This window comes from Bacteroidota bacterium, from assembly GCA_016711505.1.
Taxonomy (GTDB): domain Bacteria; phylum Bacteroidota; class Bacteroidia; order AKYH767-A; family 2013-40CM-41-45; genus JADKIH01.
In genome coordinates this window covers 751,438-777,591 of record JADJSV010000001.1, presented here as the reverse complement: position 1 = coordinate 777,591, position 26,154 = coordinate 751,438, and the positions used below count along the sequence as shown (strand labels likewise).

At 37.4% G+C, this 26,154-nt stretch carries 23 protein-coding genes and 1 tRNA gene; 10 read left to right on the top strand and 14 right to left on the bottom strand.

Annotation, left to right across the window (positions count from 1 at the left end; all coding sequences use genetic code 11):
- Positions 1-2: 2 nt before the first annotated feature.
- The 5 genes from cadA to IPL24_03325 all read right to left on the bottom strand — a co-directional run bounded on the left by cadA (position 3) and on the right by IPL24_03325 (position 4,905).
- The gene (gene cadA, locus IPL24_03345) at positions 3-2,144 is read right to left on the bottom strand and encodes a cadmium-translocating P-type ATPase (GenBank protein MBK8362729.1); all 2,142 of its coding nucleotides are present in this window, start codon (positions 2,142-2,144) and stop codon (positions 3-5) included.
- A gap of 159 nt (positions 2,145-2,303) precedes the next feature.
- A tRNA-His gene (locus IPL24_03340) sits at positions 2,304-2,379 on the bottom strand.
- Positions 2,380-2,527: 148 nt separating this feature from the next.
- Positions 2,528-3,049, bottom strand: a complete 522-nt coding sequence (locus tag IPL24_03335) for a DUF255 domain-containing protein (protein MBK8362728.1) — start codon at positions 3,047-3,049, stop codon at positions 2,528-2,530.
- A gap of 105 nt (positions 3,050-3,154) precedes the next feature.
- Positions 3,155-3,763 (bottom strand): hypothetical protein, encoded by a 609-nt coding sequence (locus IPL24_03330; protein MBK8362727.1) that lies wholly within the window; start codon positions 3,761-3,763, stop codon positions 3,155-3,157.
- Positions 3,764-3,798: 35 nt separating this feature from the next.
- Complete coding sequence (locus IPL24_03325; protein MBK8362726.1) at positions 3,799-4,905, bottom strand: hypothetical protein; 1,107 nt, start codon at positions 4,903-4,905, stop codon at positions 3,799-3,801.
- Positions 4,906-5,112: 207 nt separating this feature from the next.
- On the opposite strand from IPL24_03325, the gene IPL24_03320 reads away from it, so the two are divergent.
- From IPL24_03320 to IPL24_03310, 3 genes are all read left to right on the top strand, one after another.
- Positions 5,113-5,865, top strand: coding sequence for a toxin-antitoxin system YwqK family antitoxin (locus IPL24_03320; protein MBK8362725.1), 753 nt, complete (start codon positions 5,113-5,115; stop codon positions 5,863-5,865).
- A 125-nt stretch (positions 5,866-5,990) separates the two neighbouring features.
- Positions 5,991-7,079 (top strand): tRNA 2-thiouridine(34) synthase MnmA, encoded by a 1,089-nt coding sequence (gene mnmA, locus IPL24_03315; protein MBK8362724.1) that lies wholly within the window; start codon positions 5,991-5,993, stop codon positions 7,077-7,079.
- Between the two features lie 37 nt (positions 7,080-7,116).
- Positions 7,117-7,779 (top strand): hypothetical protein, encoded by a 663-nt coding sequence (locus IPL24_03310; GenBank protein MBK8362723.1) that lies wholly within the window; start codon positions 7,117-7,119, stop codon positions 7,777-7,779.
- Positions 7,780-7,903: 124 nt separating this feature from the next.
- Here the strand turns inward: IPL24_03310 and IPL24_03305 are convergent, their stop codons facing one another.
- From IPL24_03305 to IPL24_03295, 3 genes are all read right to left on the bottom strand, one after another.
- Positions 7,904-9,391, bottom strand: coding sequence for a glyceraldehyde-3-phosphate dehydrogenase (locus IPL24_03305; GenBank protein ID MBK8362722.1), 1,488 nt, complete (start codon positions 9,389-9,391; stop codon positions 7,904-7,906).
- 112 nt (positions 9,392-9,503) lie between these two features.
- Complete coding sequence (locus IPL24_03300) at positions 9,504-10,367, bottom strand: RNA polymerase sigma factor RpoD/SigA (GenBank protein ID MBK8362721.1); 864 nt, start codon at positions 10,365-10,367, stop codon at positions 9,504-9,506.
- 341 nt (positions 10,368-10,708) lie between these two features.
- Positions 10,709-12,133: a Do family serine endopeptidase gene (locus tag IPL24_03295; protein MBK8362720.1), complete on the bottom strand. Its 1,425-nt coding sequence runs from the start codon at positions 12,131-12,133 to the stop codon at positions 10,709-10,711.
- A 488-nt stretch (positions 12,134-12,621) separates the two neighbouring features.
- Here IPL24_03295 and IPL24_03290 point away from each other — a divergent pair, with 488 nt between their 5' ends.
- The 7 genes from IPL24_03290 (at position 12,622) to IPL24_03260 (ending at position 19,439) form a co-directional block, all read left to right on the top strand.
- Positions 12,622-13,152: a hypothetical protein gene (locus IPL24_03290; GenBank protein ID MBK8362719.1), complete on the top strand. Its 531-nt coding sequence runs from the start codon at positions 12,622-12,624 to the stop codon at positions 13,150-13,152.
- Between the two features lies 1 nt (position 13,153).
- Positions 13,154-14,074, top strand: coding sequence for a hypothetical protein (locus IPL24_03285; GenBank protein MBK8362718.1), 921 nt, complete (start codon positions 13,154-13,156; stop codon positions 14,072-14,074).
- The gene (locus tag IPL24_03280) at positions 14,071-14,856 is read left to right on the top strand and encodes a diaminopimelate epimerase (protein ID MBK8362717.1); all 786 of its coding nucleotides are present in this window, start codon (positions 14,071-14,073) and stop codon (positions 14,854-14,856) included. Before IPL24_03285 ends, IPL24_03280 begins: the two co-directional genes overlap by 4 nt.
- Positions 14,857-14,984: 128 nt before the next feature.
- The gene (locus tag IPL24_03275; protein ID MBK8362716.1) at positions 14,985-15,533 is read left to right on the top strand and encodes a GNAT family N-acetyltransferase; all 549 of its coding nucleotides are present in this window, start codon (positions 14,985-14,987) and stop codon (positions 15,531-15,533) included.
- A gap of 8 nt (positions 15,534-15,541) precedes the next feature.
- Positions 15,542-17,575: a tetratricopeptide repeat protein gene (locus IPL24_03270; protein ID MBK8362715.1), complete on the top strand. Its 2,034-nt coding sequence runs from the start codon at positions 15,542-15,544 to the stop codon at positions 17,573-17,575.
- 103 nt (positions 17,576-17,678) lie between these two features.
- On the top strand, positions 17,679-18,374 hold the full coding sequence (locus tag IPL24_03265) for a response regulator transcription factor (protein ID MBK8362714.1): 696 nt from the start codon (positions 17,679-17,681) through the stop codon (positions 18,372-18,374).
- A gap of 12 nt (positions 18,375-18,386) precedes the next feature.
- On the top strand, positions 18,387-19,439 hold the full coding sequence (locus IPL24_03260; protein MBK8362713.1) for a sensor histidine kinase: 1,053 nt from the start codon (positions 18,387-18,389) through the stop codon (positions 19,437-19,439).
- Between the two features lie 10 nt (positions 19,440-19,449).
- Here IPL24_03260 and IPL24_03255 read toward each other — a convergent pair whose 3' ends face one another.
- The 6 genes from IPL24_03255 to IPL24_03230 all read right to left on the bottom strand — a co-directional run bounded on the left by IPL24_03255 (position 19,450) and on the right by IPL24_03230 (position 26,116).
- Positions 19,450-19,890: a GNAT family N-acetyltransferase gene (locus IPL24_03255; protein ID MBK8362712.1), complete on the bottom strand. Its 441-nt coding sequence runs from the start codon at positions 19,888-19,890 to the stop codon at positions 19,450-19,452.
- Positions 19,887-21,257 (bottom strand): hypothetical protein, encoded by a 1,371-nt coding sequence (locus IPL24_03250; protein MBK8362711.1) that lies wholly within the window; start codon positions 21,255-21,257, stop codon positions 19,887-19,889. The genes IPL24_03255 and IPL24_03250 overlap by 4 nt, the downstream gene beginning before the upstream one ends.
- A 104-nt stretch (positions 21,258-21,361) precedes the next feature.
- Positions 21,362-21,841 (bottom strand): redoxin family protein, encoded by a 480-nt coding sequence (locus IPL24_03245; GenBank protein ID MBK8362710.1) that lies wholly within the window; start codon positions 21,839-21,841, stop codon positions 21,362-21,364.
- Positions 21,842-23,215, bottom strand: a complete 1,374-nt coding sequence (locus tag IPL24_03240; GenBank protein MBK8362709.1) for a GIY-YIG nuclease family protein — start codon at positions 23,213-23,215, stop codon at positions 21,842-21,844.
- A gap of 78 nt (positions 23,216-23,293) precedes the next feature.
- The gene (locus tag IPL24_03235; protein ID MBK8362708.1) at positions 23,294-24,622 is read right to left on the bottom strand and encodes a T9SS type A sorting domain-containing protein; all 1,329 of its coding nucleotides are present in this window, start codon (positions 24,620-24,622) and stop codon (positions 23,294-23,296) included.
- Positions 24,623-24,694: 72 nt separating this feature from the next.
- On the bottom strand, positions 24,695-26,116 hold the full coding sequence (locus IPL24_03230) for a hypothetical protein (GenBank protein MBK8362707.1): 1,422 nt from the start codon (positions 26,114-26,116) through the stop codon (positions 24,695-24,697).
- Positions 26,117-26,154: the final 38 nt, after the last annotated feature.

The following is a 26,154-nucleotide window of genomic DNA, read 5'->3' as shown; positions in this document are numbered from 1 at the left end:
ATTTATGAAATCTTCCGGGTTTTCAAACGTAATGAATTGCCAATTACAATTACATCAGAGAAAGCCATCGACAAAGCACCTATCATCGGATTCAGAAAGCCGAAAGCTGCAAATGGAATGGCAACAGTATTGTAAAAGAATGCCCAGAAAAGATTTTGTTTGATAGTAGAATAGGTGAGCCGGCTGATTGTAATTGTTTTTAATAAAATAGAAAGATCATTTTTGTCAAGTAGAATAATCTGTGACGATTGAATAGCAACATCCGAAGCATTACTGATTGAAATACCAACACTGGCCATGGAAAGTGCAGGAGCATCGTTGATGCCATCACCAAACATGGCTGTTGGACTAACCTTCATGTAGTCTGCCAGGATCTTGCTCTTTTCATGTGGAAGTTTTTCGGAATATACTTCTTCAATGCCGCATTCTAATGCAATTTCTTCGCACCTGATTTTTTTATCGCCGCTAAGAAGGACACTTCTAATTCCCAATGTTCTCAACTTTGAAATCAAACTTCTCACTCCGGGTTTTATTTCATCTTCAATATCAATCGTTGCAATCAGTTTATTGTTTTTTAACAGATATATATTATGCTCGTCTTTTGAAATAAAATGTTTGACCATCATATATGAGCCTGCGCTATACAGATCTCCGGATTCTGTTGTTGCATTTATTCCAATTCCTTTATCTTCCTGAACTGTTTTAAATTTTATTGCTGTCGAGGCAAATTCCTTCAACTCTGATTGAATCGATTTTGCGATCGGGTGTGATGAATAAGATTCGATAGAATACAGGATAGATTTGATTTCACTTTCAGATTGTGATTCAGCAGTTATTTTCTTTATACGGAATTTACCTGTCGTGAGTGTACCGGTCTTGTCAAAAATTATGGTCTTGATCTTTGCCATTTGTTCCAATGTTGAACCACCTTTGATCAGGATCCCATTTTTTGCTGCACGTCCTATTCCTGCGATCACAGCCGTAGGTGTTGCCAGGCCCATTGCACATGGACAAGAAATTACCAGAACAGCTATACTGTTAAGCAGAGCTTTTGATAATGGCAAGTTGGCGACGAAAGCTGCAACCAGAAAAGTAACAATTGAGATCAGTAAAACTACAGGCACAAAGATAGCACTGATCTTATCTCCGAGTTTTTGTATATCCGGTCTGTTGTTTTGTGCGATCTTTACAAGTTCTATGATCTTAGCGAGTGCAGAATCTTTACTTGTTCGCTCAACTTTCATTCTGACAGAACCTTCGATCAAGACTGTACCTCCGGTAATTTTATCGCCTGCAGTTTTTGATACAGGAAGACTTTCACCGGTTAGCATAGATTCATCAGTGGTACCGGTTCCTGATTCTATTTCGCCATCAACAGCAATTCTATCGCCGGTATTGAAAAGTAAAATGTCGTTCTTTTGGATTTCTTCGATCGCAATTTCTTCGATAACTTCATTTCCATTTCGTGAGATTATAATTTTCGCTTTAGATGGTTGTAGTGATGCAAGGTCCTTTAAAGCTGTCGTGGTTTGCTTAACTGACTTTTGTTCGATCAGATTTCCCAGCAAAACCAATGTTACTATTGTTGCACCTGTTTCAAAGAATAAATAGTTGGCTGTACTTTCCGGATATAGAAACATTCCAAGGATACTATATACGAAGGCCGCCGTTGAACCGATCACAATTAATACATCCATGTTAGGCACACCGGAGCGGATGGAGAAATAAGCACTCTTGCCAAAATGTGTGATTCCGATAAAGAGGACAGGAAGAGAACAGATTAATTGAAAATATGGGTCATGTAAAATGTTCAGATGAACGAACATGTGCAAGAACAAGGGAATTGTAAAAAGGAGTGCAATCAGAAATTTATTTCTTGTAACAGTATAAGAGTTTCCGGGAAGACTAAGTTCAGTCTGTTGATTCAGTTGATCAGATCTTTTTACAACTGAATATCCAAGCTTCTTTATATTGGAAACAGCTTCATCAACTTTAACAGGTTCAATAACATCAAATAAAACTTCTCCGGTAGCAAAGTTAACTGTGACTTCTTTAAATCCGGATTTTTGTAAGGAACGTGTAATCGAAAGAGCGCAGTTTGCGCAATCCATTCCTTCAACATTAAGCAATACTTTTTCGTCCATTTGTTATTCTATGGTAAAGGTACTGCTTTTAGACGAAACGGATTTTTGTGAATCAAATGTTTTTCTTTTTTCGTGGAATACCGAAAGACGAAAAAGGAGAGACAATCAATTTTAGTCAAAAAAAATCCCTTGAACCTGTGAGTCCAAGGGAATTAAGAAGGGTGAAGGACGGGGTTCGAACCCGCGACCCCTAGAACCACAATCTAGTGCTCTAACCAGCTGAGCTACAATCACCATATATTCCATTTCCGTTTCCGGAACGGGCGGCAAAAATACCGAATTATTTCACCTCCGCAAATCTAATTTTCGGATTAGTTGGCAATAAAATCAAAGTTGCATGAAAATGAAGCTATTGAGGGAAAAAGAAAAGACTCTGCAAAGAATCATTTCGTTGACTCAGCCTGATACTCTTCCCATTTTTTTATTTTGTAAATGTCTTCTCCAAAATATTTCAAGATCGGGAGTAACTGGTCTGCTGTGTAATATCCGGGAACAGCAGTGATGGGATCAGTTTTTTCATCCAGATAAACTGAAGTCGGATAACCCATTTGTCCGTTCAAAAGATAAGCAGCTACCTCATTTGATTTGTAAGCTGGAACAAATGTGTAATCTTTGGCTTTGTATGTAATAGTGTCTTTGGTCTCAGCATCCAGTTTCACAGAATAAAAATGTTTGTTGAGATAATCGATCACAACCGGATCGGTAAATGTAGACTTATCCATTTTCTTACACCAACCACACCAGTCAGTATAAATGTCCATAAAGATCTTCTTCGGTTCTTTCGAAGATCTGCTCAACGCTTCCTCAAAAGAGATCCAGTTTATTGATTCGTTTTTTGCCGACTGGCCATATCCACTTACGAAGAGTGAAAGGAGGAACGTCAGGAGGGGAAGTGTCTTTTTCATGAGCAAATGTATATTTGGTAATTCGAGAATTGAATTTCATTTTGTATCTGCCCCCCAATCACTAATTAATATAATCTGATTACTATTTACAAATTACAATTATGATCAATTAACGCCATGCATCATCTTCAACAATTTGCGGTACAATGCAAGTAGAATTAATGAAGCAACACCACTAAGAACGATGAATACACAGAAGAAGATGAATAGATTGGAAATCTCAATTCCTAAGAAACTTGGAATTGCAGCTCCGGCTTCTGCAGGTTCTTCACCGGCTCCCGGTGGAATTAGTGCGCTTAATGTACCGGCAAATTTATTTGCAACAGCATTTGCCAAAAACCAGGTTCCCATCATTAAGGATGAAAGACGAAGCGGAGCAAGTTTACTAACCATACTTAATCCGATAGGAGATAGGCATAGTTCACCCATTGTATGTACAATGTATAAAGCAAATAACCAGAACATAGCAATTTTTGTAGAAGGATCTATGCCGCTGACTGCATAAGCAATGATCACATATCCTAAAGCGACAAGTCCTAAACCCATAGCCATCTTCAAAGGCGATGATGGTTCCATATTTACTTTAGCAAGTTTACCCCACATCATTGTAAAGAATGGTGCGAGAACAATAATGGCAAGTGGATTGATCGATTGAAACCAAGGTGAAGGGAATTCGCTAAGGTGGATATCAGGAATACTTCCTGCAAATGCCATTGCGACAATTGCAATTGCACCGATACCTTGAATACTTAAAATAGTTTTTTAGACCATTCAAAAAACCATCCAAATGCTTTACCCAGAAAATAAATAAGAACAGCACCTGCACCTGCAATAACAAAGCGACTGATGTGAATATTAATTGCTCTGTCTACTTGTTGATCGGCAAATAATGTAAGAGATGCTCCGGCCTGCTCGAAACATGCCCAGAAGAAGATCACAAAAAAGGCAAGTATGAAGATCACAATGATTCGTTCTCTTTCGTCTTTTGTCAGAGACTTATCAGTAAGTATAATTATTGGCATCAACACAAGTGATGCATAAATGAGATAGGCAACCAGATCTATATTAGCGATCGTATGTCCAAGTGAATCAGGATTGGCAACTGCATCGGCACCGAAAATTCCTTTTACAATATTCTGAAAGTTGAGCAGACAAAAGATAAGGGCAATTGAACCGATGATAGTTCCATAAGTTTTCATATCCACTTTCGCAACCGGCATTCCAATAGGTTTTCCATCCGGTCCAACAAGATGTTTATTCTTTAATAATTCAAAAGAGATCAAACTGATAACCATTCCGATTGCCGCAGCAAGAAATCCGTATTTGAATTCTGAAAATCCTCCGCAGACAAGTGGTGAGAAAAAAGCACCCATGTTGATACCCATATAAAAAATGGTAAATGCACCGTCTATCCTTGAATCATTCTTCGGATACAACTGTCCAACCATCGTTGAAATATTCGGTTTGAAAAATCCGTTTCCTACGATAAGCAGAGTTAGTCCCATCCACATAAATGTAATTGCAGATCCACTTTGAGCGCCATCAGAAACAGCACTGCCACTTAAGTAAAGTAAAAATTGTCCGACAGCCATCATAATACCACCAATGAGGATACTTCTTCTGTTACCCCAGAATCTGTCGCATAGATAACCTCCTAACAATGGAGTGAGATAAACCAATCCGGTAAAACTTCCATATACATTTGAAGCAAGTGCTTTGTCAAACAACAAGGCCTTTGTCATGTATAAAATAAAAATGGCGCGCATTCCATAGTAACTAAACCGTTCCCACATTTCTGTGAAAAAGAGTAGGTACAGTCCGCGCGGATGTCCTGTATTGGTAGAGGGTGTATTCATATGATGATTTGAATTTTAGTAGGACGCAATGTAGTATTTTTCTATAAACCGCAAAATACTCGTTAAAAGCCCGAAAGTATGGAAATGAAGAAGTTGTATATCATGGATTTGTTAAATTTCAAATTATAAACAAGACGATTTAAAAAGTCGGGCAGAATGAACAGGAAACCACAATTGAACGCTTCAAACAAACGTTATATTTACAGCATGAAAAACATTCTAATAATTCTATGCTTACTGTTTATCTCTACAACAGGAAGCGCGCAGAAGTTTAATATTTTCAAAGGCGATACGATCAACCGTACTGATGCCAAAGGTTTGAAACAAGGAATCTGGAAAAAATATTATTCTAACGATGTTCTTTTTTCAGAAGGAGTTTATAAGGATGGGAAACATACCGGTACATTCAAAACATTTTATAAAAGCGGCAAGCCACAATCGATTTTGAAATTCAGAGGAATGAGTGAGATAAATGATGCAGAGATTTTTTCAGAAGACAGTGGTCTCATGGCAAAAGGAAAATACATCGATAGAATCAAAGACAGTCTCTGGGTCTATTATGATCGTATGGGAAAAAAATCGTCAGAGGAGTTTTACATCAAAGGCAAGAAAGAAGGGGAGTTGAAATTATTTTATCCAAATGGTCAGCTTTCACGGACAGTCATTTATAAGAAGGATATTCAGAATGGAGTTTATAAAGAGTTTTTTATGGACGGTACCCCAAAGGTGAGTGGAGTAATGAAAAATGGTGGGTTTGAAGGCCTTTTAACAATTTTTCACCCTAATGGCAAGGTCTGGCAGAAAGGCATTTATAAAAATGGCTTGAAAGAAGGTAAATGGCAGAATTATTCTGAAAATGGAGTCCTGGAAAGTGAGGACGAATATAAAAAAGGTGTCTGGTTGAATCCCTCAACGGATGACAAAGGCCCAATTGAGGTTAAAGAACCCAATGAACAATAATTTCTGCGATTTCTCTGCGATCCCGAAAGCTATCGGGATCTGCGGGAAATAAGAACTCTGTTTCCCAAATAAGTTTTTATCCAAGTCTTGATTCCCTATCTTTGCAATTCATATAAGAGTAAACAATGAGTTCAAAAGGTCGGGTATTGATGGCAATGAGCGGTGGAATAGATTCCTCCGTTTCTGCTATGATTTTGCATGAGCAAGGTTATGAAGTGGTGGGAATGACCATGAAAACATGGGATTATCAGTCTTCCGGAAGTACTAAAAAGGAGACTGGATGTTGTTCTTTGGATTCTATAAATGACGCCCGTTCAATAGCTGTTGAAAAAGGTTTTCCGCATTATATCATTGATATCCGTGAAGAATTCGGAAATCATGTCATTAATGATTTTGTAGATGAATATTTAGCAGGCAGAACTCCAAATCCTTGCGTACGCTGTAATACTCATATCAAATGGGAAGCACTTTTGAAACGTGCCGATATGCTCGACTGTGAATTCATAGCTACCGGACATTATGCAAACGTCCGTGAAGTGAATGGCAGGTATGTAGTAAGCAAAGGCAAGGATGAATGGAAAGATCAAAGTTATGTGCTTTGGGGCGTTAGCCAGGAATGTCTTTCGAGAACAATTTTCCCTGTAGGTAAATATCACAAATCTGAAATTCGTCAGATGGCTGAAGACATGGGATTTCATGAGCTGGCAAAAAAGCCTGAATCATATGAGATCTGCTTTATTCCTGACAATGATTATCGTTCATTTTTGAAAGGTAAGGTTGAAGGTATAGAAGAGCGGTTAAACGACGGCCTTTTTGTGAATACTGAAGGCAAGATCCTTGGAAAACATAGAGGGTATCCATTCTATACAATTGGCCAAAGAAAAGGTCTTGAGGTTGCTTTAGGTGACCCTGCTTATGTTGTTGAAATTAAGCCCGATACTAATACCGTAGTGCTTGGTTCTTATGACGAATTGAAGAAGCAGGAGATGTGGGTCAAAAATGTGAACCTTATAAAATACACTTCGTTAGACAATGCTACCGAAGTCCTTACACGCATCCGTTATAAAGACAAAGGCACAATGAGTACGCTTGAGCAAGTCGGTGACAGGGTGAAAGTAACTTTTCACAATTCTGTTACAGCAGTTGCTCCCGGACAAAGTGCTGTATTTTATGATGGAGATGATGTGATCGGCGGCGGATTTATCGAAAGATAATTCTGAAATGATAAAGCAAAAGCAAAACATTTTTTTGTTGCTAATTAGCCTTACGGCTTTTACATGGTATTCATGTAAGAAAGAAAGTGTAGAGGCTCCTGCATTATCATATAATTACTTCCCGACAGAAAGCGGAAAATATATAATCTACGATGTAGATTCGATCTATCATTCCGAAACCGACAACAACAATGATGATTCGGTTTTCTCTTATCATTTTCAGATCAAAGATAAGATCGACAGTTCATTCGTTGATCTTGAAGGCAGGGTAAACCAAGTACGGCTCCGATATCACCGGAATAGTGATACTCTGCCATGGCAATTGACAGAAGTCTGGACACAATATCTTTCATCAACCAGTGCTTATCTCACGGAAGAAAATATCAAGTATCACAAACTTTCGTTTCCGATCAATGCAACAATAACATGGAATGGAAATGATTCCAATACGGAAGAAGAACTTTACTATTACGATTATTTTCACGAGAGCGATGTTCTGAATGGATTGTCTTTCGACTCAACGCTGAGTGTTATACAGATCGACGAAAATAATTTTGTAGAAACCATTTATGGCAATGAAAAATATGCCGCCGGTGTAGGCATGATCTACAAAGAACACAACGACCTCGGAAAAACGAATGGTCAGGTTGTGAAAGGGTTGGAGTACAAAATGGTAGTTGTTGAATATGGGGTTGAGTAATTTTTGCTTTTACCGCATTCATAGATAAATAGGGTTTAAATTGATAAGGGGTTTAAAGTGTTTCGAAACACCTTAAACCCCTTAAACACTTTAAACCATTTTACGAATCCCGAATAGGCTGCAATCAATAATATCTAAGTCGAATCACATCCGCCAGATACTTCGCATATCTAACAACCTGACGAGAGTAACCATATTCATTATCATACCATACATAAAGAACCAGACTCTTGTTGTCCTTGGAAACAATTGTAGCAGGACTATCTACTATAGAAGCGCAAGGATTTCCGACAAGGTCAGTTGAAACTAATTCGTTTGAAACTGAATATTGAATTTGTTCAACCAATGGTCCATTAAGAGCAGCGTTTTTCAGAATTTCATTTACTCCGTCTTTACTTGTTTCTTTTTTTACTGTCAGGTTCAGGATAGCAAGCGATACATCAGGAGTTGGTACACGCACTGCATTACCTGTCAATTTACCTGCAAGCGGAGGAAGAACTTTTGCAACAGCTTTATCTGCTCCCGTTTCAGTGATAACCATATTCAAAGCAGCAGATCTTCCACGACGATATTTCTTGTGATAGTTATCAAGGAGATTCTGATCGTTTGTATAAGAGTGAATTGTTTCAATATGTCCTTTTTCAATTCCCAGTGCTTTTTCAATAACAGCTAATACCGGTACAATTGCATTCGTAGTACAGCTGGCTGCTGAGAAAATAGTTTCTGACTGATGATCGAAGCTTTCTTCATTCACACCATAAACAACATTCGGAACATCGCCTTTGCCGGGAGCTGTAAGTAAAACCTTACTCGCACCTTTTGAATTTAAATGTTTACTAAGACCTTCACGATCACGTGAAACTCCTGTGTTGTCAATGATCAATGCATTATTGATACCATACGATGTATAATCAATTGCTCCCGGATCATTAGCAGCGATCATCTGAACTGAATGTCCGTTTACGATCAATGCTTTATTTGCAAAATCTTCAATAACCGTTCCGGGGAAAGCCCCATGAACTGAATCATTGCGAAGAAGATCGGCACGTTTTGCAATATCTTCATCACTGTTATTACGGGTAACTACAGCGCGGAGGCGAAGTTGTTCTCCTTTTCCTGCCTGAGAAATCAATTCACGCATTAAGATCCGACCGATCCTACCGAAACCATATAACACAACATCTTTAGGTACCATAACCCGTTTACCTTTTCCGATGAAGTCCTTTAATTTATCGCCGATAAAATCTTCTGTGGTCTTATAATTTTTTCTTTCTGAAACCCATTCAGCAGCAAGTTTGCCAATGTCGATGCGGGAAGGAGCAAGGTCTACCTTGTTCATCTCTTTTGCCAGAGCAAGTGTATCGATAACATTGATCGGTCTGTTGACCATTTGTTTGCTGTACTGATGCAGATTCAAAATTTCGCTGGCGCTTCTGTCAACGAGTTGATTTCTGAAAAGAACAAGTTCTACTGATTTATCAAACCACAATGTTCCTGCAACGTGTATCAACGCAATTGCAGATTTCTCCTGCTGGATCCAGTCTGCCAGTTCGTTTTCGTAATTGTCTTTGTGATTGACGTTTGATTGATTTTTTAGTGCCTCAGTTGACATAATTGAGTGGGGTTTTATTTTGTGTTCAGGTTTTATTAAAACACAGACAGCTTTCATTTTTGATGAAAGCTGTCTGTAAATGATTTATAAGGTCATGATGTTATAAGGAAGATTATCCAAGATACGCTTTTAATAATCTGCTTCTTGATTTATGACGTAAGCGACGAATTGCTTTTTCTTTGATCTGGCGAACTCTCTCACGTGTAAGATCGAATTTTGCTCCGATTTCTTCAAGAGTAAGTCCATGTGGCATTCCAATTCCAAAAAATAACCGGATCACTTCACGTTCGCGTTCAGTAAGTGTACTTAAAGAACGGTCAATTTCTTTTTGAAGAGACTCATTCATTAACAGACCATCTGCACGCGGAGAATCTGCATTCTCCAATACGTCGATCAGACTGTTATCTTCACCTTGAACGAAGGGAGCATCCATTGAAACGTGTTTACCACTTACACGCATAGTGTCGGCGATCTTTTCAGTTGGAATATCCAGGATCTTCGCTAATTCTTCCGGAGAAGGTTCGCGTTCGAATTCCTGTTCAAGTTTAGAATATGCTTTTGAAATTTTATTAAGTGACCCAACCTGGTTAAGCGGAAGACGAACAATTCTGGATTGTTCAGCTAATGCCTGAAGGATACTTTGACGGATCCACCAAACTGCATAAGAAATGAATTTGAAACCACGAGTCTCATCAAAACGTTTTGCTGCTTTGATCAGTCCTAAATTTCCTTCATTAATAAGATCGGGTAAAGAGAGACCTTGATTCTGGTACTGCTTTGCAACAGATACAACGAAACGCAGGTTGGCTTTAGTAAGACGATCAAGTGCATTCTGATCACCTTCTTTAATTTTACGTGCTAACCGAACTTCTTCTTCTGCGGTAATAAGCTCTTCACGGCCAATTTCTTGTAAATATTTCTCCAGAGACTGACTTTCTCTGTTAGTGATCGATTTGGTTATTTTGAGCTGACGCATGGTTAGACGAGAGATTTTAAGTTAGAAAATACGCAGATTTTGACGAAAAATCTGTTTTTTAATAGTGCTGCAAAGATAAGCCTTAGCTAAAGGCGAAGCAAGTTTTTGTCAACAATCGGTTAATAACTACTCCGGATTGTTGAAAAAAGATTAATAAGCAGCGATCTTTTTTATTACATCAAAAACCGCACCCAAAATGCACTTTCTGACACTTTTTCGATAAAAAGAGCCGTAAAGATTATTTACGGCTCTTTTAAATTTTAAGATTTTTCAATTCGACCTTTAAGATTAGCAGAAGCTTTGAATAGTACAAAATCCGCAATCCGCAATCCGCAATCCACTTAAATTCCGAACCCATAATACGCCTTCATTCCATTCGGATAAACACCTTCGATCAGAACCCCACCTTGTTTTGTCTTTAAAGCATTTTCAAGATCATCTTTTGATGTAATCGGTTTCTTATCGATCGATGTAATGATAAATCCTTCCTGAATGCCTGCACTTCTTAATTTACCTGCTAGTAATTTTGAGATCTTAACACCACCCCGGATCTTGAGTTTTGATTTTTCATCCTGCGATGCATTTTCAAATGTGCCACCAAGTAAACTCAACGACTCTTCAACTTTTACGATTTTAGTATCTCCATCTTTATTTCGGAGTGTTACCATTAGGTTTTCCGCTTTTCCGTCTCTTAAAATTGCAACTGCAACTTTATCACCCGGGCGATATCTTCCAATTTGTTCCTGTAATTGAGGAGTGGAGGTAACAGAAACGTTACCAACTTTCTGAATGATGTCGCCTTCTTTTAATCCTGCTTCAGCAGCTGCGCCACCTTCTGTTAGTCCGGCAACGAATACTCCCTGCGTTGGTTTTAAACCTTTTTCTTCAACAAGTTTTGAATCGATATCACGGATAGATACTCCAATGAATCCACGCTGAACACTTCCGAATTCAACAAGGTCATCCATTACTTTTCTTACAAGGTTAACAGGAATCGCAAATGAATACCCTGCGAAACTTCCGGTATTGGAAGCTATGGCTGAATTGATTCCAACCAGATCCCCATTTGTATTTACCAAAGCCCCGCCGCTATTTCCCGGATTTACTGCTGCATCAGTCTGAAGGAAAGATTCAATTTTATATTGATCAGGTAAAATTCCAATGTTCCTTGCTTTAGCACTTATAATACCTGCTGTTACTGTACTGGTAAGATTAAAAGGATTTCCAACTGCCAAAACCCATTCGCCGACTTTTACATCATCGGAATTTCCATAGGCTATGAATGGTAGATTTTTTTCATCAATCTTAAGCAACGCCAGATCTGTAGAAGGATCTGTTCCGATTACCTTTGCTGTGTAACTCTGATTGTCATTTAAAGTCACTTCAACTTTTTCTGCATTATCAACGACGTGGTTGTTCGTTACAATGTAACCATCTTGTGTAATGATAACTCCTGAACCACTTCCTTCTTGCTGACGTTGCGGTTGTCTTCCCCAGAAATCAAAAGGGTTTCCACCAAAGGGACTAACTGCTTGAGAGGTGTAATATGTTTTTACGTGCACAACTGCATGTACCGACATTTCTGCAGCTTTTGTAAAATCCGTCATGTTGGATTGTGATGCTGCAGGAAGATTTACGAAAGCGACATTCTGTTTATCAGAAATGTTACGTGTGGAAATACTGCTGTCTGAATAGTTTGAATAAAGAGAAGCACCGGCTAGTCCACCTAATCCGGCAATCAGTAATGTGCCAATTGCTTTTTTCATTTTGTTTAACATAGCTTTCTTTTTTTTGAAAATTTATTTGTCAATTTTTATGCCATCAAAATTCACCTTTTATCAATGAAGCAAATATGAATGGAACGGTTAATTTTAGTTAAGCGGCTGTTAAGAAAAATTAAGATTTAAGATCCGTATTTTCTTTTTTCGCTCTTGTAATACTTCTAACGAATCAACGCATCTTTTTAGTCTATGGTTTTGTTTATGTTTTAAAATCTTCAATAATAATTCATCTTCAGACTAAAGTTCCAAATGATTATCGGTATGTATGACAATTAATAATCAGATAGGTCGTCTGATAAAAGTCCTGTACAAATCTTTCTGGTTTTATATTTAATCTCCAACTCAATTTGTGTAAATGATTGAAATTCAGTTCAGTATCGGGCTTTAATTGTCAGTTTAATTGTTCAATATATGTTATTGTGATTCAGCATTTAAGAGGGAAAGTCCCCTTAATTTTCTACTTTTGCACTCTGATGATCTCGCACAAATCCAATGAAGAAGTAATCAATTCTATCCGTAATGGAAAGGAAGAAACTCTTTTTGCATTGAGTAAAAAATATTTTCAGTCTTCACGTCGGTGGTTAAGAAGAAAAGGCATTTCAGATACTGCCACACCTGCCATTTTTGCAAAGGTACTTGTCAAAATGTTCAGAGACATTCAGCAAAATCGTTTATCAACGCATGTGGACCTGGATAAATACATTTATAACCTTCTCAATGAACATTTGAGTAAAGAAAAAGAAAGCAGAAAATTCAAACGTCAGCCTGCGATCTTACCTGCCTCGGAAATCGAAAGAGATGCTGCGGCATCGTGTTTTACCATTCTCGATGAGCAAAGCAAAAAACTTTTAAGTGCGAGATATACAGAGAAACTCACTTTTGAGGAAATTGCAGTTCGGTTTGAATTCAGTAATCCCGTGATTGCAGAATTTGAAGTTCACAAATCATTAAACCAGTTTCGTCAGATCGCTCAGGCAAGACTTAACACCGGAATTGAATCCTGATATGACAACGCAAGAAAGATCTTTGATTGATCGTTATATCGATAATTCGCTAAGTGGCGTTGAACTAAAGGAGTTCATGGATAAACTGGAGCAGGATTCGAATTTCAGAAAACAGGTTTCATTTCATAACCTGCTGATTGAATCAATTCAAATTGCTGAAGATACAAGACTGGAGAAATCCATAGTAACACAAATTGGCTATAAGAAACCATTAGTTCCATCAGGGTTAAAACTGATCCTGACTTTTTTATTTATTACTGCAATTGGAATTACGCTATGGCAATATCTTGGGACAGGAACTTTACAGAGTCGTAAACGTATTTTCAGCTGGGATCTTTTCAGGAAGAACGATGTTGAAAAGATCAAGGATCCTACGCCTTCAATTGCAACATCTTCTAACAAAACAAATCAAACTTCAAGTGAAGCGGAGGGAGTAAAGGAGAGTTCCAATCCGGAATTATCTGTTGAAGAAAAAGTAATCACTCAGGATTCTCTGAATCCCGAAATTCTTTCCGAGGAAGAGAATGTAGTTGTTAAACAGGATCAACTTCTCGTTGTTCATACATTGAAAGTTACAGGAATTCAAATCGAAGAGACAAAAAAAGCTGCCGAAAATTCTTTATCACAGTCAACAGCAAATAAACTCAATCCTTCCGGAGGTCTTGTTGAAACTTCAAAGTCGCAGGACGAAAATTACGAAGTTGAATTCTGGTTGTCGCCGGTAAATTACAAAGGCTATAAACTGGCTTCAAATAAACTGGTGCTATTTGGTATTGAAGAGCCTGATGCTGTTAAGCTATATTTTGTTGAAGATAAATTGATGATGAAATATGGTCAGGATTATTTCAGGTTAAATCCTTCAGATGAATTTATTGCTTTTTCTACTATTAAAAACACTGATCTACCGGCAGCACTCAAATGAAAATAACATTCCATAAATACCACGGTACGGGAAACGATTTCATTATGATCGATGATCGATTGAATAATTTTCCTCTTTCCACAGAACAAGTCCGGAAATTATGTGATCGTCACTTTGGAATAGGTGGCGATGGTTTGATCAGGATCGTTAAGAAGGATGGATTTGATTTTGAGATGGTCTATTACAATTCTGATGGAAATTTCGGATCGATGTGCGGTAATGGGGGACGATGCGCTGTTGCTTTTGCTCATACTTTAAAACTCATCAAAGAAGAAACAAATTTTCTGGCTTTTGATGGTCCGCATGAAGCAATACTGGTTTCAAAAACGCCATTAATAGTGAAGTTGAAAATGGCTGATGTCCTCGGAATTCAAAAAGTAAAAGGAGCAATTGTCCTGAATACAGGTTCGCCTCATTACGTCACTTTTGTAAAATCGGTAAAAGAAGTAAATGTAGAATCAAAAGGAAAAGCGATCAGAAATTCTGATGATTATAAAGCTGAAGGAATAAATGTGAATTTTGTTCAGATCGAAGACAATTCCATTCATGTCAGAACGTACGAAAGAGGCGTTGAAGGCGAAACGCTCTCTTGCGGAACAGGGGTAACTGCTGCTGTAATTGCTGCTGTTTATTCAGGTAAGATCAAAAAAAATGATGAGTGCGTAGTTCATACACCGGGTGGCAAATTGAAAGTGCATTTTAACGGAGACGGACAGCGATTTGATCAGATCTGGCTGGAAGGCCCTGCAGTGGCTGCATTCAGCGGAAATGTAATAATTTGAAATTTGGTTTTGCAGTATAGGAGACTTACTTTTGCCACTACTTGAACAATTGATTGTTCATAGAATTCACTTCACAACTACGTCAATATTCGAACAACAATCCGTAAATTCGGACAAACAAAATCTATATGCAACTGGTAGGCGAATTAATTCATTTGAGAGCATTGGAGCCAACGGATCTCAATCAACTTTATAAGTGGGAGAACGACAGTTCCATCTGGAGTGTGAGCGGAACACTGGTTCCTTTTTCGAAATTTGTTCTGGAGGAGTTCGTAACACAAGTTCATCAGGATATTTACACGAACAAACAATTGCGATTAATGATCGACCTGAAATATTTTGATGAGGCCGATGAAGATGAAACCACACGTTCAATCGGTTGTGTTGATCTTTTCGATTTCGATCCTAAAAATAAAAGAGCCGGCATTGGAATTTTGATCGCAGATAAAGCTGACAGAGGCAGGGGTTATGCTACAGAAGCATTACACCTGATCATGGATTATGGTTTTGAAGTTCTGGATCTGCATCAGATCTATTCTAACATCCGCGTAGAAAATGAAAGTAGTGTTTCTCTGTTTAAACGTGCAGGATTTGAAGTTACCGGATTAAAGCAAGACTGGATCTACGAACAAGGAAAATTCTATGATGAATACACTTTGCAACTCATCAAAAAATAATCCTATTGATGCGTATTAAAAATGTAGTATACGCAGGAGCACTGATCTTCTTTTCGGTTTTTATATTCTTGTCATGCAACAGAACCGATTCAAAAATTAATGTAAAGGAATATTCTTCACTTTCAGACTCCACAAATTATATCGGTAAGGAAGCATGCAAGCAATGTCATTCCGATAAATTCGAAACTTTTATGCATACCGGAATGGGTATGTCATTTGATACTGCATCTAAAGCAAAGTCCGCCGGCAATTTCACCGCACATTCTGTTATTAAGGATAATTATAGGAATCTCTCATACTTTCCACATTGGGAGGGCGATAGTTTTTATCTTACCGAATTCAGATTATCAGGCAAGGATACTTCATATCTCAGAAAAGAAAAGATCAATTACATCGTAGGTTCTGGACAACATACGAATTCGCACATGATAAATGTGAACGGATACATCTATCAGGCGCCGGCAACATTTTATACGCAATCGGGAAAATGGGATCTGCCACCGGGATACGAAAACGGTTTTAACAACCGCTTCAACCGGTTAATAGAATTGGAATGTATGTCTTGTCACAATGCTTTCCCTGAAATGGTTCTTGGCTCTGCCAATAAATTTATAAATGTTCCTTCAGGTATTGATTGTGAACGTTGCCATGGACCCGGCGAAAAGCATCAGATTGAAATGTTAGCAGGAAGAACGATTGATGTAAAAAACGAGATCGATTATTCAATTGTAAATCCCGCAAAGCTTGAAATCAATTTGCAACTGGATGTGTGTCAGCGATGTCATGTGCAGGGAAACGCAGTGCTCATGAAAGACAAATCATTTTTCGATTTTAAACCCGGAATGCATCTTTCAGAAGTGATGAACATATTCATGCCGGTTTATAAGGGTGATGACGATCAGCATATCATGGCCTCACATGCAGAGCGCATGAAGCTGAGTAAATGTTTCACTGCCTCTTTGAAAATTGCTGAAGCAAGTAATTCAAAGTTAAAATCGAAAGAACCTTATAAAAATGCAATGACCTGTGTCACGTGTCATGATCCGCATGTGAGTGTAAAAAGTACAGCAGGCGAAAGTTTTAATAATGCTTGTAAGAGTTGCCATTCTTCCGTTTCAGGTAAAATTATAGGTGGCAAAAATCCTTTGATAACAGAAAATGATTGTACAGCAGATCCAAAACAACGGGCTTTGAAAAAGGACAATTGTGTTAGTTTCCACATGCCTAAAAATGGAACGATCGATATTCCGCATGTTACTACAACAGATCATTGGATCCGCAAGCCTGTTTCTCGGTCAGACAAAGAACAGATCCGTGAGTTTGTTAAACTTGCATGTATCAATAATCCTGAAGCAGACGATCGTTCAAAAGGTATTGCCTACCTTTCATATTATGAGAAATTTGTCACTAATAAAGTTTTTCTCGATTCAGCAAAACGTTATATAAATGATAATTCAAAGCAGGATATTATTGAGAATTTTAATGAGTTGATTCGTTGGGCATTTTTGAAAAAGGATTATCAAGGACTTCTTAAATATGTTTCTGAACATGGAAATGCATTATCGGCATTAAACAAAAAGTCGTTTTCAAATGATGATGCATGGACGGCATACAGAATTGGCCAGGCTTTTTCTGAATTGGGTGACAAAACAAGCGCAGAGCTCTACTTTAATAAAGCAACAGAACTTGCTCCATTTTATCCTGATTTCAGACTAAAACTTGCCGACCTTCAATTTGAAACAGGTCAATATGAAAAGTCAGGGTCTAACTATAGGTTTATTATTTCAGAGAATCCACGGTTTGTTGCTGCCTATATTAATTATGGATTTTTGGAGTTGAGTATTAATAAAGAAGACAAAAAAGCAGAGCAGTTGTATAAGGTTGCTTTGGATACTGACCCGGATAACGAACAAGCCTTACTTAATATGGCCGGATTGATGGTTTATCGAAACCAGAAAGTTCAGGCAAAAGAATACATTTCCAGGGTATTAAAAATTAATCCGGAAAATGCACAGGCACTTCGACTTTTAAAACTACTTTAGTGAAAGTGTGCAGTTTAGCCGTTCAATGTGAAGTCAAAGTAACCTTTTGTTTACATTTACATAACATGAAATCGGCAAAAGGCAGTTAATTTCACACACGAATATGAAAGATAAAAAGTTGAAAATACTCCTTGTCGATGATGAACCGGATATCCTGGAATTCATGGAGTATAATTTGAAGAAGGAGAACTACGAAGTTTTCAAAGCAGGTAATGGTCGTGAGGCTATTGTTAAGGCAAAACAAACTCATCCCGATCTGATCATACTGGATATTATGATGCCGGAAATGGATGGAATAGAAACATGTCGTGCCTTGCGGGACATCCCTGAATTCAAAAAAACGATGATTGCATTTCTTACTGCAAGAAATGAAGATTATTCACAGATTGCAGGATTCGATGTTGGAGCAGACGATTATATTACCAAGCCGATCAAGCCACGGGTTTTGGTGAGCAGGATCAATGCATTGTTCAGAAGATATAACAATTCTGAAGAAAGCGGAAGTACTAAAAGCAGTGTTTTTTCAGCCGGTGAGTTAGTGATCAACAGAGAACAATATGTTGTAATGAAAGGGGATACCCGGATCGAATTACCAAGAAAGGAATTTGAATTGCTGGCATTGCTTGCTGCCAAAGCAGGAAAGGTTTTTACAAGAGATGAAATTCTTGAAAGAGTATGGGGAAATGAGGTAGTTGTAGGCGACAGAACCATTGATGTTCATATTCGTAAACTGAGAGAAAAAATAGGTGAAGAGAGTATTAAGACCGTAAAGGGTATAGGTTACAAATTTGATTTTTAGTCAAACAAAAATATATTGAAGAATCCAACACCAAGAGTACTTGCATTATTAGCTGCATTATTTTCGTCATCAATTGTATTGATTTCAGCTTCACTTTTTAACTGGTTTTCTTTTTTTGAAAATATCTGGATTCATAGTGTTTCAATTTTCATTGTCTCATTTCTGGCGACTTTTATTATTTTCAAATCCTTACTTGAGATTTTCATTTACAGAAAGATCAAATTGATCTACAAAACAATTACAACAGAAAAGAATTCTAAAGAGAAAACACTTGAGAAGATCAATCTGAGCAATGATATTATTTCAAATGTAGGCAAGGAAGTGATAGAGTGGGAGAAAGACAGGAATGATGAGATCGCACAATTAAAGCAGATGGAAAATTTCCGGAAAGAGTTTCTTGGAAATGTTTCTCACGAGTTAAAAACTCCTTTGTTTAATATTCAAGGATACATTCATACGTTACTGGAAGGTGCATTGGATGATCCTGAAGTGAATGTGAATTATTTGCAGAGGGCTTCTAAGTCTGTAGAAAGACTTACATTAATTGTCGATGATCTTGAAGCAATTTCTAAACTGGAAAGCGGTGAACTTATTCTTGATCAACGAACATTTGATATCAGAGATCTCATGAATGAGGTTTTCGAATCAATAGAATTGAAGGCAAAGGAAATGGATATTAAAGTTGGTTTTAAGGAAGGAAGTGATCGCCAGTTTTATGTTGTTGCAGATAAAGACAGAATCAGACAGGTACTTGTAAATCTGATGATCAACTCAATTAAGTATGGAAAACGTAATGGCTCTACGCAGGTTGGCTTCTATGATATGGATGAAAAATTACTGATAGAGGTAACAGATAATGGTATTGGAATTGACTCAAAACATTTACCAAGGATCTTTGAGAGATTTTATCGCGTAGATAAAAGCAGATCAAGAGAGCAGGGTGGAACAGGTCTGGGTCTGGCAATCGTAAAGCATATTATCGAAGCTCATCAGCAAACGATCAATGTCAGAAGTACTGCCGGAATAGGAACAACTTTTGCTTTTACACTGATGAAGTCAAAGTAATCCGGTTGAATTAAAGATCTTTTTGCATTTTAAAATGTTTTATCAATCCGAATAGTAAGTAAGAAGGCTCAATAACTTTATATCCATTGCGGATATAAAACTGTACAGCATTTTCTCTTGAGTCGAGCGTTATTCTTTTTATCTTTTTCTCCAGCGCAATTTTTTCGAGATGATCAATAAGTAAACTCCCGATCCCATTGCCTTGGTATTCATCAATCACTGCCATAGAACGGATCTGAGCTTCTTCTTCAGAGTTAAACTGCATCCGGCCTGTTGCTACAGCTTTTCCGGTTTCATCCTTAGCTAAAAGGTGAACAGAGGTTAATTCTGTTTCATCCTTAGTAGATTTTTCAGGTTGATTCCATGGCTTTCTCAGAATTTCATAACGGATCCTGTAATATTCGTTGTATTCAGAATCAGTTTTAGGCTCTATGATTGTAAATGTTTTCATTTTGATTGCAGTGAAATATTTTCGTCGCCGGTTTTATAAGGAATGAATGTACAGATCAACTGAAACATTTCATCTGTTGTTCGCATACTTCCTTCACGTTCTGAGATTGTTTGTGGTGGATTAAAAGGATTCAACGGATTATTAACTGTGTTGTCAAATGTTCCTTCTACAATTATCGAAGTCCCTGCAGGAATTTTCAGCATTCTTTCAAAAGTGTAAAAGTACTGCCATCTGAAATCCCAGTTTTTTATTCTGATCAATGGAATTGTATCGCCCTGCGGATTTATTGCATAGGCAATAAAATTTTTCCCTAACAGATGCATGTGTGGATTTATGGTAAGCAAGGAGATGTCGGATTCAACTTTGAATCGCGTAGTAAAAGTTTTAACTTCATTTGGCGGAATGATCAATGGCGGAGTAACCGGAGAAATCCCACTGGTTCCTAAAATAAATTCAGAAGTTGGTCGTAAAGGTGCTGTTGGACTGAAATAAATATTAAACTGTGTTTCGTCAGTTGTATCTACAGGCGATGGCCCGTAGTGAATGTTGTCAAGCAGAATCGCTCCATTTTTTTTCACTTTATATCCGCCAATTCCATTTGGATACATTGCCGCTTCAACTCCGGGTAAGTAATTTGAAACAGAAGGAGTAAGAAGCGGGTAGGTGCCATCATCATTTTTAAGATCCAGAACTTCATAAGCATGAAGCTTATCACTTTTTTCTGTATCGACAAAAGACTTACCACTTGAATATTCTTTTTTAGCACCATAATTATACTGGACTAAATGCGCATTGATATGATGTACAAGTTTTTTATTTCCGGGAACGATCTCTATACCTTTGATGAAAGTATCACGTTCAAATTCGTAGGGAACTTTTAGCATGATAAAATTATCCTTATTGTTGCCTTTGATGGAATAAGATTTCATTTTCAGAACCAGATCAGGTTTTCCTGATATGCTTCCGCTGAAAAATTCAAGAGAGGGAAGCAGTTTTTTTATGTCACGTTTTATTGCTCCTTCTTTTATCCATGAATTAATTTGCGCGATTTCATATGAAGTCATTACTTTTTCGTCTCTGAAATGTGAGTACGATGTATCTGCCGGCCATGGTGGCATTAATCTTTCATTGATGGCAAGTTGTACAGTTTTTAAATGCCCTTTTACATCATCAAAAGTAATAAGGTCAAATGGCGCGCCGGATCCGGGCCGGTGACATGGACTACAATTTTTATAAATAATCGGAGCGATGTGTTCAGAATAAGTTAGCTGCTGCGAATCTTTACCTTTCCCTTGTCGATCATTACTGCACGCTGAGATTATAAAAACGACGATAATTGAAAAATATGTAAAATTGTTTTTAATCATCATTCAATAATTTATCACACATCCGATAGGAGTGGTTTTCGACGGTTCTATCTTTTTACCTGCAATGAATTTTGAAATTGCATTGTCAAGATCGTTGGATAGAATCACAGTTCTTTTTTTCCCGGTTTGTAATACCAGTCATCAATCCGGCCATCATAAACGATATTTCCATTTGCATCAATCAGAAAACACTGCGGTGCAACTTTTGCGTTGAGAAGTTTTGTAAGTTTTAATTCAGGATCCAGGATAGCAGGGATAGACAATTTGTAATCTGTTTTGAATTTCTTCACTTCAGCCAGGGAAGAATATGTGTCAGGGAATATCATATCAAAAGCAATATTTTCTTTTGCATATTTTTTCTGAAGTTTATTAATTGTCAGGGTGTAATTTTGTGAAGCAGGGCAGTCAGTAAGAAAAAAAACAATCACTGTTGCTTTAGACTTTTCCAGTTCGGAAAAATTGTAAATTGAATTTTCTGAAGTATGCAGAGTTAATCGCAATAAATTTTCATTTTTTTGCCCTGATGAACTTTCATAAAAGATCAAACTTATTCCAAGCAAAAAAGTAAGAGTCAATATTTTCATTTAGTAGGTCAGAATATTGGATGGTGAAGCGGTGTTGAGAAAGTGACGGATGATTCTCTGTACATCACGATTGTCGATTCTGGGTTTGATGTGTTCTCTGAGCACTTCCGGATGTGCAGTTACAAATTGCGGATCGAAATACCCAAATCCCATATAACGACCGGACTCAATATGTGTAACAGATTTTTCCGATTCATTTCTTCCTGATCCTATTATCATAAAATTCTGATGAGAATATTGAATACTATCAAGTGCTTTCTGTGCTCTCAGATTGTATTCATCGGCATCTTCTTTACCAATACATGCTCCTTTACACATATGTACTGAATAGCCAAAGCAAGCATGTTTGATCTCCTTTGTACTGCAGAGCTTTTGACAAAGATTATTTCTACTTTGAATTCGCTGTAAAATTGCTTCAGCCTCATCAAAACTTCCGGCAGTAATCAGCGCATCCTCTGTATTCTTTACTTTTTCTGAATAGAGAGTTATGTAACCTTCTGAATTTATTCTGCTGAATATGCCGTAATTAAAAACTGTTCTTCTTTGACTTCTGTTAAAGAAGGGTTGATTATTTTTTATCTCTTCGGATTCAAGTAATAAAGCGATCAATTCATTTCCTGTTTCTTCGAATGATACATCACGGATCGTATTTCGCAATTCAATTGCTTTCTTAGTTTGCTTATTTGCAAAATGGGAGAGAACTCGTTTTCTTATATTGGTACTTTTACCAATGTAGATGACTGTTCCATCCTGATTGTGGAAATAATAAACTCCCGGACGTTCAGGAATTGAATCCAGCATCTTATGATCAAATCCAGCGGGGAAGCGGAGATTCAGGTAATCATTCTTTGTAAAATTTCGGATCACTTCCTTTTCAGGATCTTTGTTCAGGATCATTTCAAAAAGTTTAACAGTAGCCAGAGCATCACCACTTGCACGGTGTCTGTTTGTAATTGAAATTCCTAAATTCTGGCAGAGTGTACCCAGACTATAAGAAGAATAACCGGGCAATAGTTTCCGGCTGAGTTTTACAGTACATAAATAATCTCTTGAGTAATTAAATCCTAATGATTTGAATTCTTCACGGATAAATCCGTAATCGAATTGTGCATTGTGTGCAACGAACACTGCACCGTCTGTAAGTGTGACGATGTCTTTTGCAATCTGATAAAATTTTGGTGCATCTTCAACCATCTCATTGGAGATGCCGGTCAGATTGGTGATAAAAGGAGCAATGGGACATTCAGGGTTGACCAAAGAAACGAATTCGTCGATGATCTTTTCACCATCATGAATATAGATGGCAACTTCGGTGATCTTATTCCTTGAGGAATTTCCACCGGTGGTTTCAATATCTACAATGGCAAATTTCATTTTCTTAGATTGTAAATTTAAGAAAATGAAATCGCCATTGTAAACTTTTGAATAAAATTATCAGATGAATTTGACGAATTATTCGATGACAAAAGGATGAGTAGAAGCAGCCTGACCATCGATTGTCAGTTGATAGTAGTAAATTCCTGCTGAAAGATCGTTTCTGTCAATGGTGAAATTGATTTCATTATTTGAAAGATCAGAGATCATTTTTTCCTGAACGATTTTTCCCTGTGCATCAATAATTGAAACTTTAGCTGAATCGGCATGCTTTTTCAGTTTCACATTTAAAGTAGCTGTTGTTGAGAGTGGGTTTGGGAAGAAAGAAGAACTTTCAATGATGTTGTCAATTTCATCAACTCCAATAGTTGTTGAACTTCTTATAACATTTTCACCTGTATTTGTGAAATTTCCACCAAGGTAAATGTATCCATCCTTATTGGCAATTGCATATGGAGTGGAAGCAGGATAATTACTTGTGATAATTGCTTTTATTGGAATATTAGGTCCATCAATTCTTCCGAAATAATTTGCCGGTCCAATACCAACACTTGTAAATGATCCACCAATAAATAAGTAATTTCCATAAGTTTTCAGAGTACGAACTACTGTTCCTGGAAGCAATGAAGTAATGATTGTTCCCCATGTTGAAGTTGAATTGTTATATTTCGCTGCACCCGGATTTGGGCTAGTGAAATCGCCACCGGCATATAAGTAACCTCCAAAGCTGGCAATTGTATACACTTTACCGCCGGCAAGACCTGAAATAGGAGTCCAAGTGGAACCTGATAATGAAAAGATCTGATCAGAAACATTTTGCGTTCCTGCATGTAATGCATTGTTATGATAAGTAAGGCAATTAACTACTGGTGTGATACCGGAACCAACCGCTGACCATGTAATGAGGTCTGTTTTAGCAATGTGTAATAAGGTTGTAGAGTTAGAAAAATCTGCACTGAATTGTCCCCCAACATATAAGTAAGCTGAATCCATTGAAGATTCAAAACAGTTAACTTGCCCATTGAGTCCTATTCCTACTGTATTGTATACTCCTGCTGAGTTTACTGCAACAATATTATTGGCTCCTACGCCACCTGCAGTCGAAAATAATCCGCCTACATATAATTTTCCTTTAAAGAATTTCAAAGCATAAACGGGTCCACCTACACCTGCACCGACTGCTTGCCATGAATCAGTGGTAGGGTTGTATTTAGCCAGGTAGTTGACTGTTCCTGTAAATGTACCACCGGCATATATTGATCCATCATAGGGACTTACTGCAATTGCTCTGACGCCATTTGAGTTGTTGCCCAATGCTGTACCTGGTCCGCAAGTAATCCAATTCTGAGCATTAATTTTTATTGTAATCAGGAGAATCAATGTAATAAATAAGTAGATTTTTTTCATTTTTCGAGGATTTTAGTCTTTTTGGTATTGAAGCAAAGTAAAGATATTTTTTATGACATGAAGGGACCTTAACTATTTTTTATAGAAAAAATTTATTGCACTGCATGTCTTGAGATCTGAAGATAAACGATAGAAATATTTCTTCTTTCCATCATCAAATTCTATTGCAGCAGTATTTGGGGGGCTCTTTCCCAGATTATTTGCAAAAAGAACCAGGTAATTATTTGTGTTCTCGATGAGGTTCAGTTTAACTTCGTATTTTTTCTTTGTGACCCCATAATGGTCGACGATCCACTGACCGTTAAAAAAAAGCGACATCGTATCTCCATCGATATAACTGTTATCGTAAACATAGATGCTGATCTGAGGAACATTAAGTTCGATCTTTTCCGTTGAAATTACTTTTCGGCTTTTGATTACTGTCGGAACATTTTCATTTGCCATTTGCACATCCGGATTTTGAACTTTCGGAGTAGGTGTAGGTTCTGTTTTTATTTCTGTTTTTGTAACAGGTTTCGCAATGACGGGCGGTTTATCACCACCTTTTTGCCATTTGATAATTGTTTTATCAAGACTACCGGTAAAAAGGAAATCATCCGTTACGCCAAATGCAGAAGAGGTTACTGTTTCTTTATGCATAAATAATTCCTGATAGATCTGACGCTCAAGCGGAATCCAGATCCTTGCCCAATTGCCAATATTCCCACTGCACATCAATCTGCCTGATTCAGAAAAAGTGAGCGGCGAAGGATTACCGGCTTTCATGAAAAAGATCGGCTGCGCTTCCAGCTGATTCAATTTATAATTCCACATAGCAAGAGTTCCATCAGCAGACCATGTAGCTAAAATGGTGTCTTTTACCAATGCAATTTTCCTGATGTTCGTTGTTCCAAATTTAATTTCCTGACGTAGATTATCAGTTCTTGTATTGAGAACTTTGATAACGTTACCCGCAGAATAGATCAACGAACTTCTGTCAGAAGTTATTACAGCATCGAATAATGTATCATGTTCAACATAAATCTGATTAACTGTTTGCGAAAGATCTGATCTCGTTTTAAATAATTTATTATTTCCATTGAAATAAATAAATCCATCTGCAATAGAAAACAAAACAAAACCGATTCCAGAATATTCAGGAGAATAAATAGCTTGCACTACTTTGTTTTTCTCGAAATCAAAGATCTTGATTTCACCATCGGCTGTTGCAGAGATCAATAATTTACCATTTGAATTGAAGCGAAGTTGTGTAACAGCTGCAGCATGTACACTGACTTTTTGAATCTGCTTTCCTGAAATGAGATCATAAAAATAAATATTGCCTTTTTCATCACCTGCAATCAGAAGTTTTTTTTCAGAATCCGTTGTCATTACAGTTATTCCTGCAACATGATCAGAAAAAGTTTCTATTGCATTGTAGTTCTGTCCGAAAACAGAATTGAAAATGAACTGGGCAAGAATGATGAATGTTAAAAAAATACTTTTTTGTTTCACGGATGTAAAAGTACGATTACATGTTTGAAATATTCCGT

What these genes read in the sequence shown, in the direction of transcription:
- cadA (MBK8362729.1), bottom strand. Translation starts at nt 2,144, where the DNA reads ATGGACGAAAAAGTATTGCTTAATGTTGAAGGAATGGATTGCGCAAAC.
- IPL24_03335 (MBK8362728.1), bottom strand. Translation starts at nt 3,049, where the DNA reads ATGAAAAAGACACTTCCCCTCCTGACGTTCCTCCTTTCACTCTTCGTA.
- IPL24_03330 (MBK8362727.1), bottom strand. Translation starts at nt 3,763, where the DNA reads ATGGCATTTGCAGGAAGTATTCCTGATATCCACCTTAGCGAATTCCCT.
- IPL24_03325 (MBK8362726.1), bottom strand. Translation starts at nt 4,905, where the DNA reads ATGAATACACCCTCTACCAATACAGGACATCCGCGCGGACTGTACCTA.
- IPL24_03320 (MBK8362725.1), top strand. Translation starts at nt 5,113, where the DNA reads ATGAAAAACATTCTAATAATTCTATGCTTACTGTTTATCTCTACAACA.
- mnmA (MBK8362724.1), top strand. Translation starts at nt 5,991, where the DNA reads ATGAGTTCAAAAGGTCGGGTATTGATGGCAATGAGCGGTGGAATAGAT.
- IPL24_03305 (MBK8362722.1), bottom strand. Translation starts at nt 9,391, where the DNA reads ATGTCAACTGAGGCACTAAAAAATCAATCAAACGTCAATCACAAAGAC.
- IPL24_03300 (MBK8362721.1), bottom strand. Translation starts at nt 10,367, where the DNA reads ATGCGTCAGCTCAAAATAACCAAATCGATCACTAACAGAGAAAGTCAG.
- IPL24_03295 (MBK8362720.1), bottom strand. Translation starts at nt 12,133, where the DNA reads ATGAAAAAAGCAATTGGCACATTACTGATTGCCGGATTAGGTGGACTA.
- IPL24_03290 (MBK8362719.1), top strand. Translation starts at nt 12,622, where the DNA reads ATGATCTCGCACAAATCCAATGAAGAAGTAATCAATTCTATCCGTAAT.
- IPL24_03285 (MBK8362718.1), top strand. Translation starts at nt 13,154, where the DNA reads ATGACAACGCAAGAAAGATCTTTGATTGATCGTTATATCGATAATTCG.
- IPL24_03280 (MBK8362717.1), top strand. Translation starts at nt 14,071, where the DNA reads ATGAAAATAACATTCCATAAATACCACGGTACGGGAAACGATTTCATT.
- IPL24_03275 (MBK8362716.1), top strand. Translation starts at nt 14,985, where the DNA reads ATGCAACTGGTAGGCGAATTAATTCATTTGAGAGCATTGGAGCCAACG.
- IPL24_03270 (MBK8362715.1), top strand. Translation starts at nt 15,542, where the DNA reads ATGCGTATTAAAAATGTAGTATACGCAGGAGCACTGATCTTCTTTTCG.
- IPL24_03265 (MBK8362714.1), top strand. Translation starts at nt 17,679, where the DNA reads ATGAAAGATAAAAAGTTGAAAATACTCCTTGTCGATGATGAACCGGAT.
- IPL24_03255 (MBK8362712.1), bottom strand. Translation starts at nt 19,890, where the DNA reads ATGAAAACATTTACAATCATAGAGCCTAAAACTGATTCTGAATACAAC.
- IPL24_03250 (MBK8362711.1), bottom strand. Translation starts at nt 21,257, where the DNA reads ATGATTAAAAACAATTTTACATATTTTTCAATTATCGTCGTTTTTATA.
- IPL24_03245 (MBK8362710.1), bottom strand. Translation starts at nt 21,841, where the DNA reads ATGAAAATATTGACTCTTACTTTTTTGCTTGGAATAAGTTTGATCTTT.
- IPL24_03240 (MBK8362709.1), bottom strand. Translation starts at nt 23,215, where the DNA reads ATGAAATTTGCCATTGTAGATATTGAAACCACCGGTGGAAATTCCTCA.
- IPL24_03235 (MBK8362708.1), bottom strand. Translation starts at nt 24,622, where the DNA reads ATGAAAAAAATCTACTTATTTATTACATTGATTCTCCTGATTACAATA.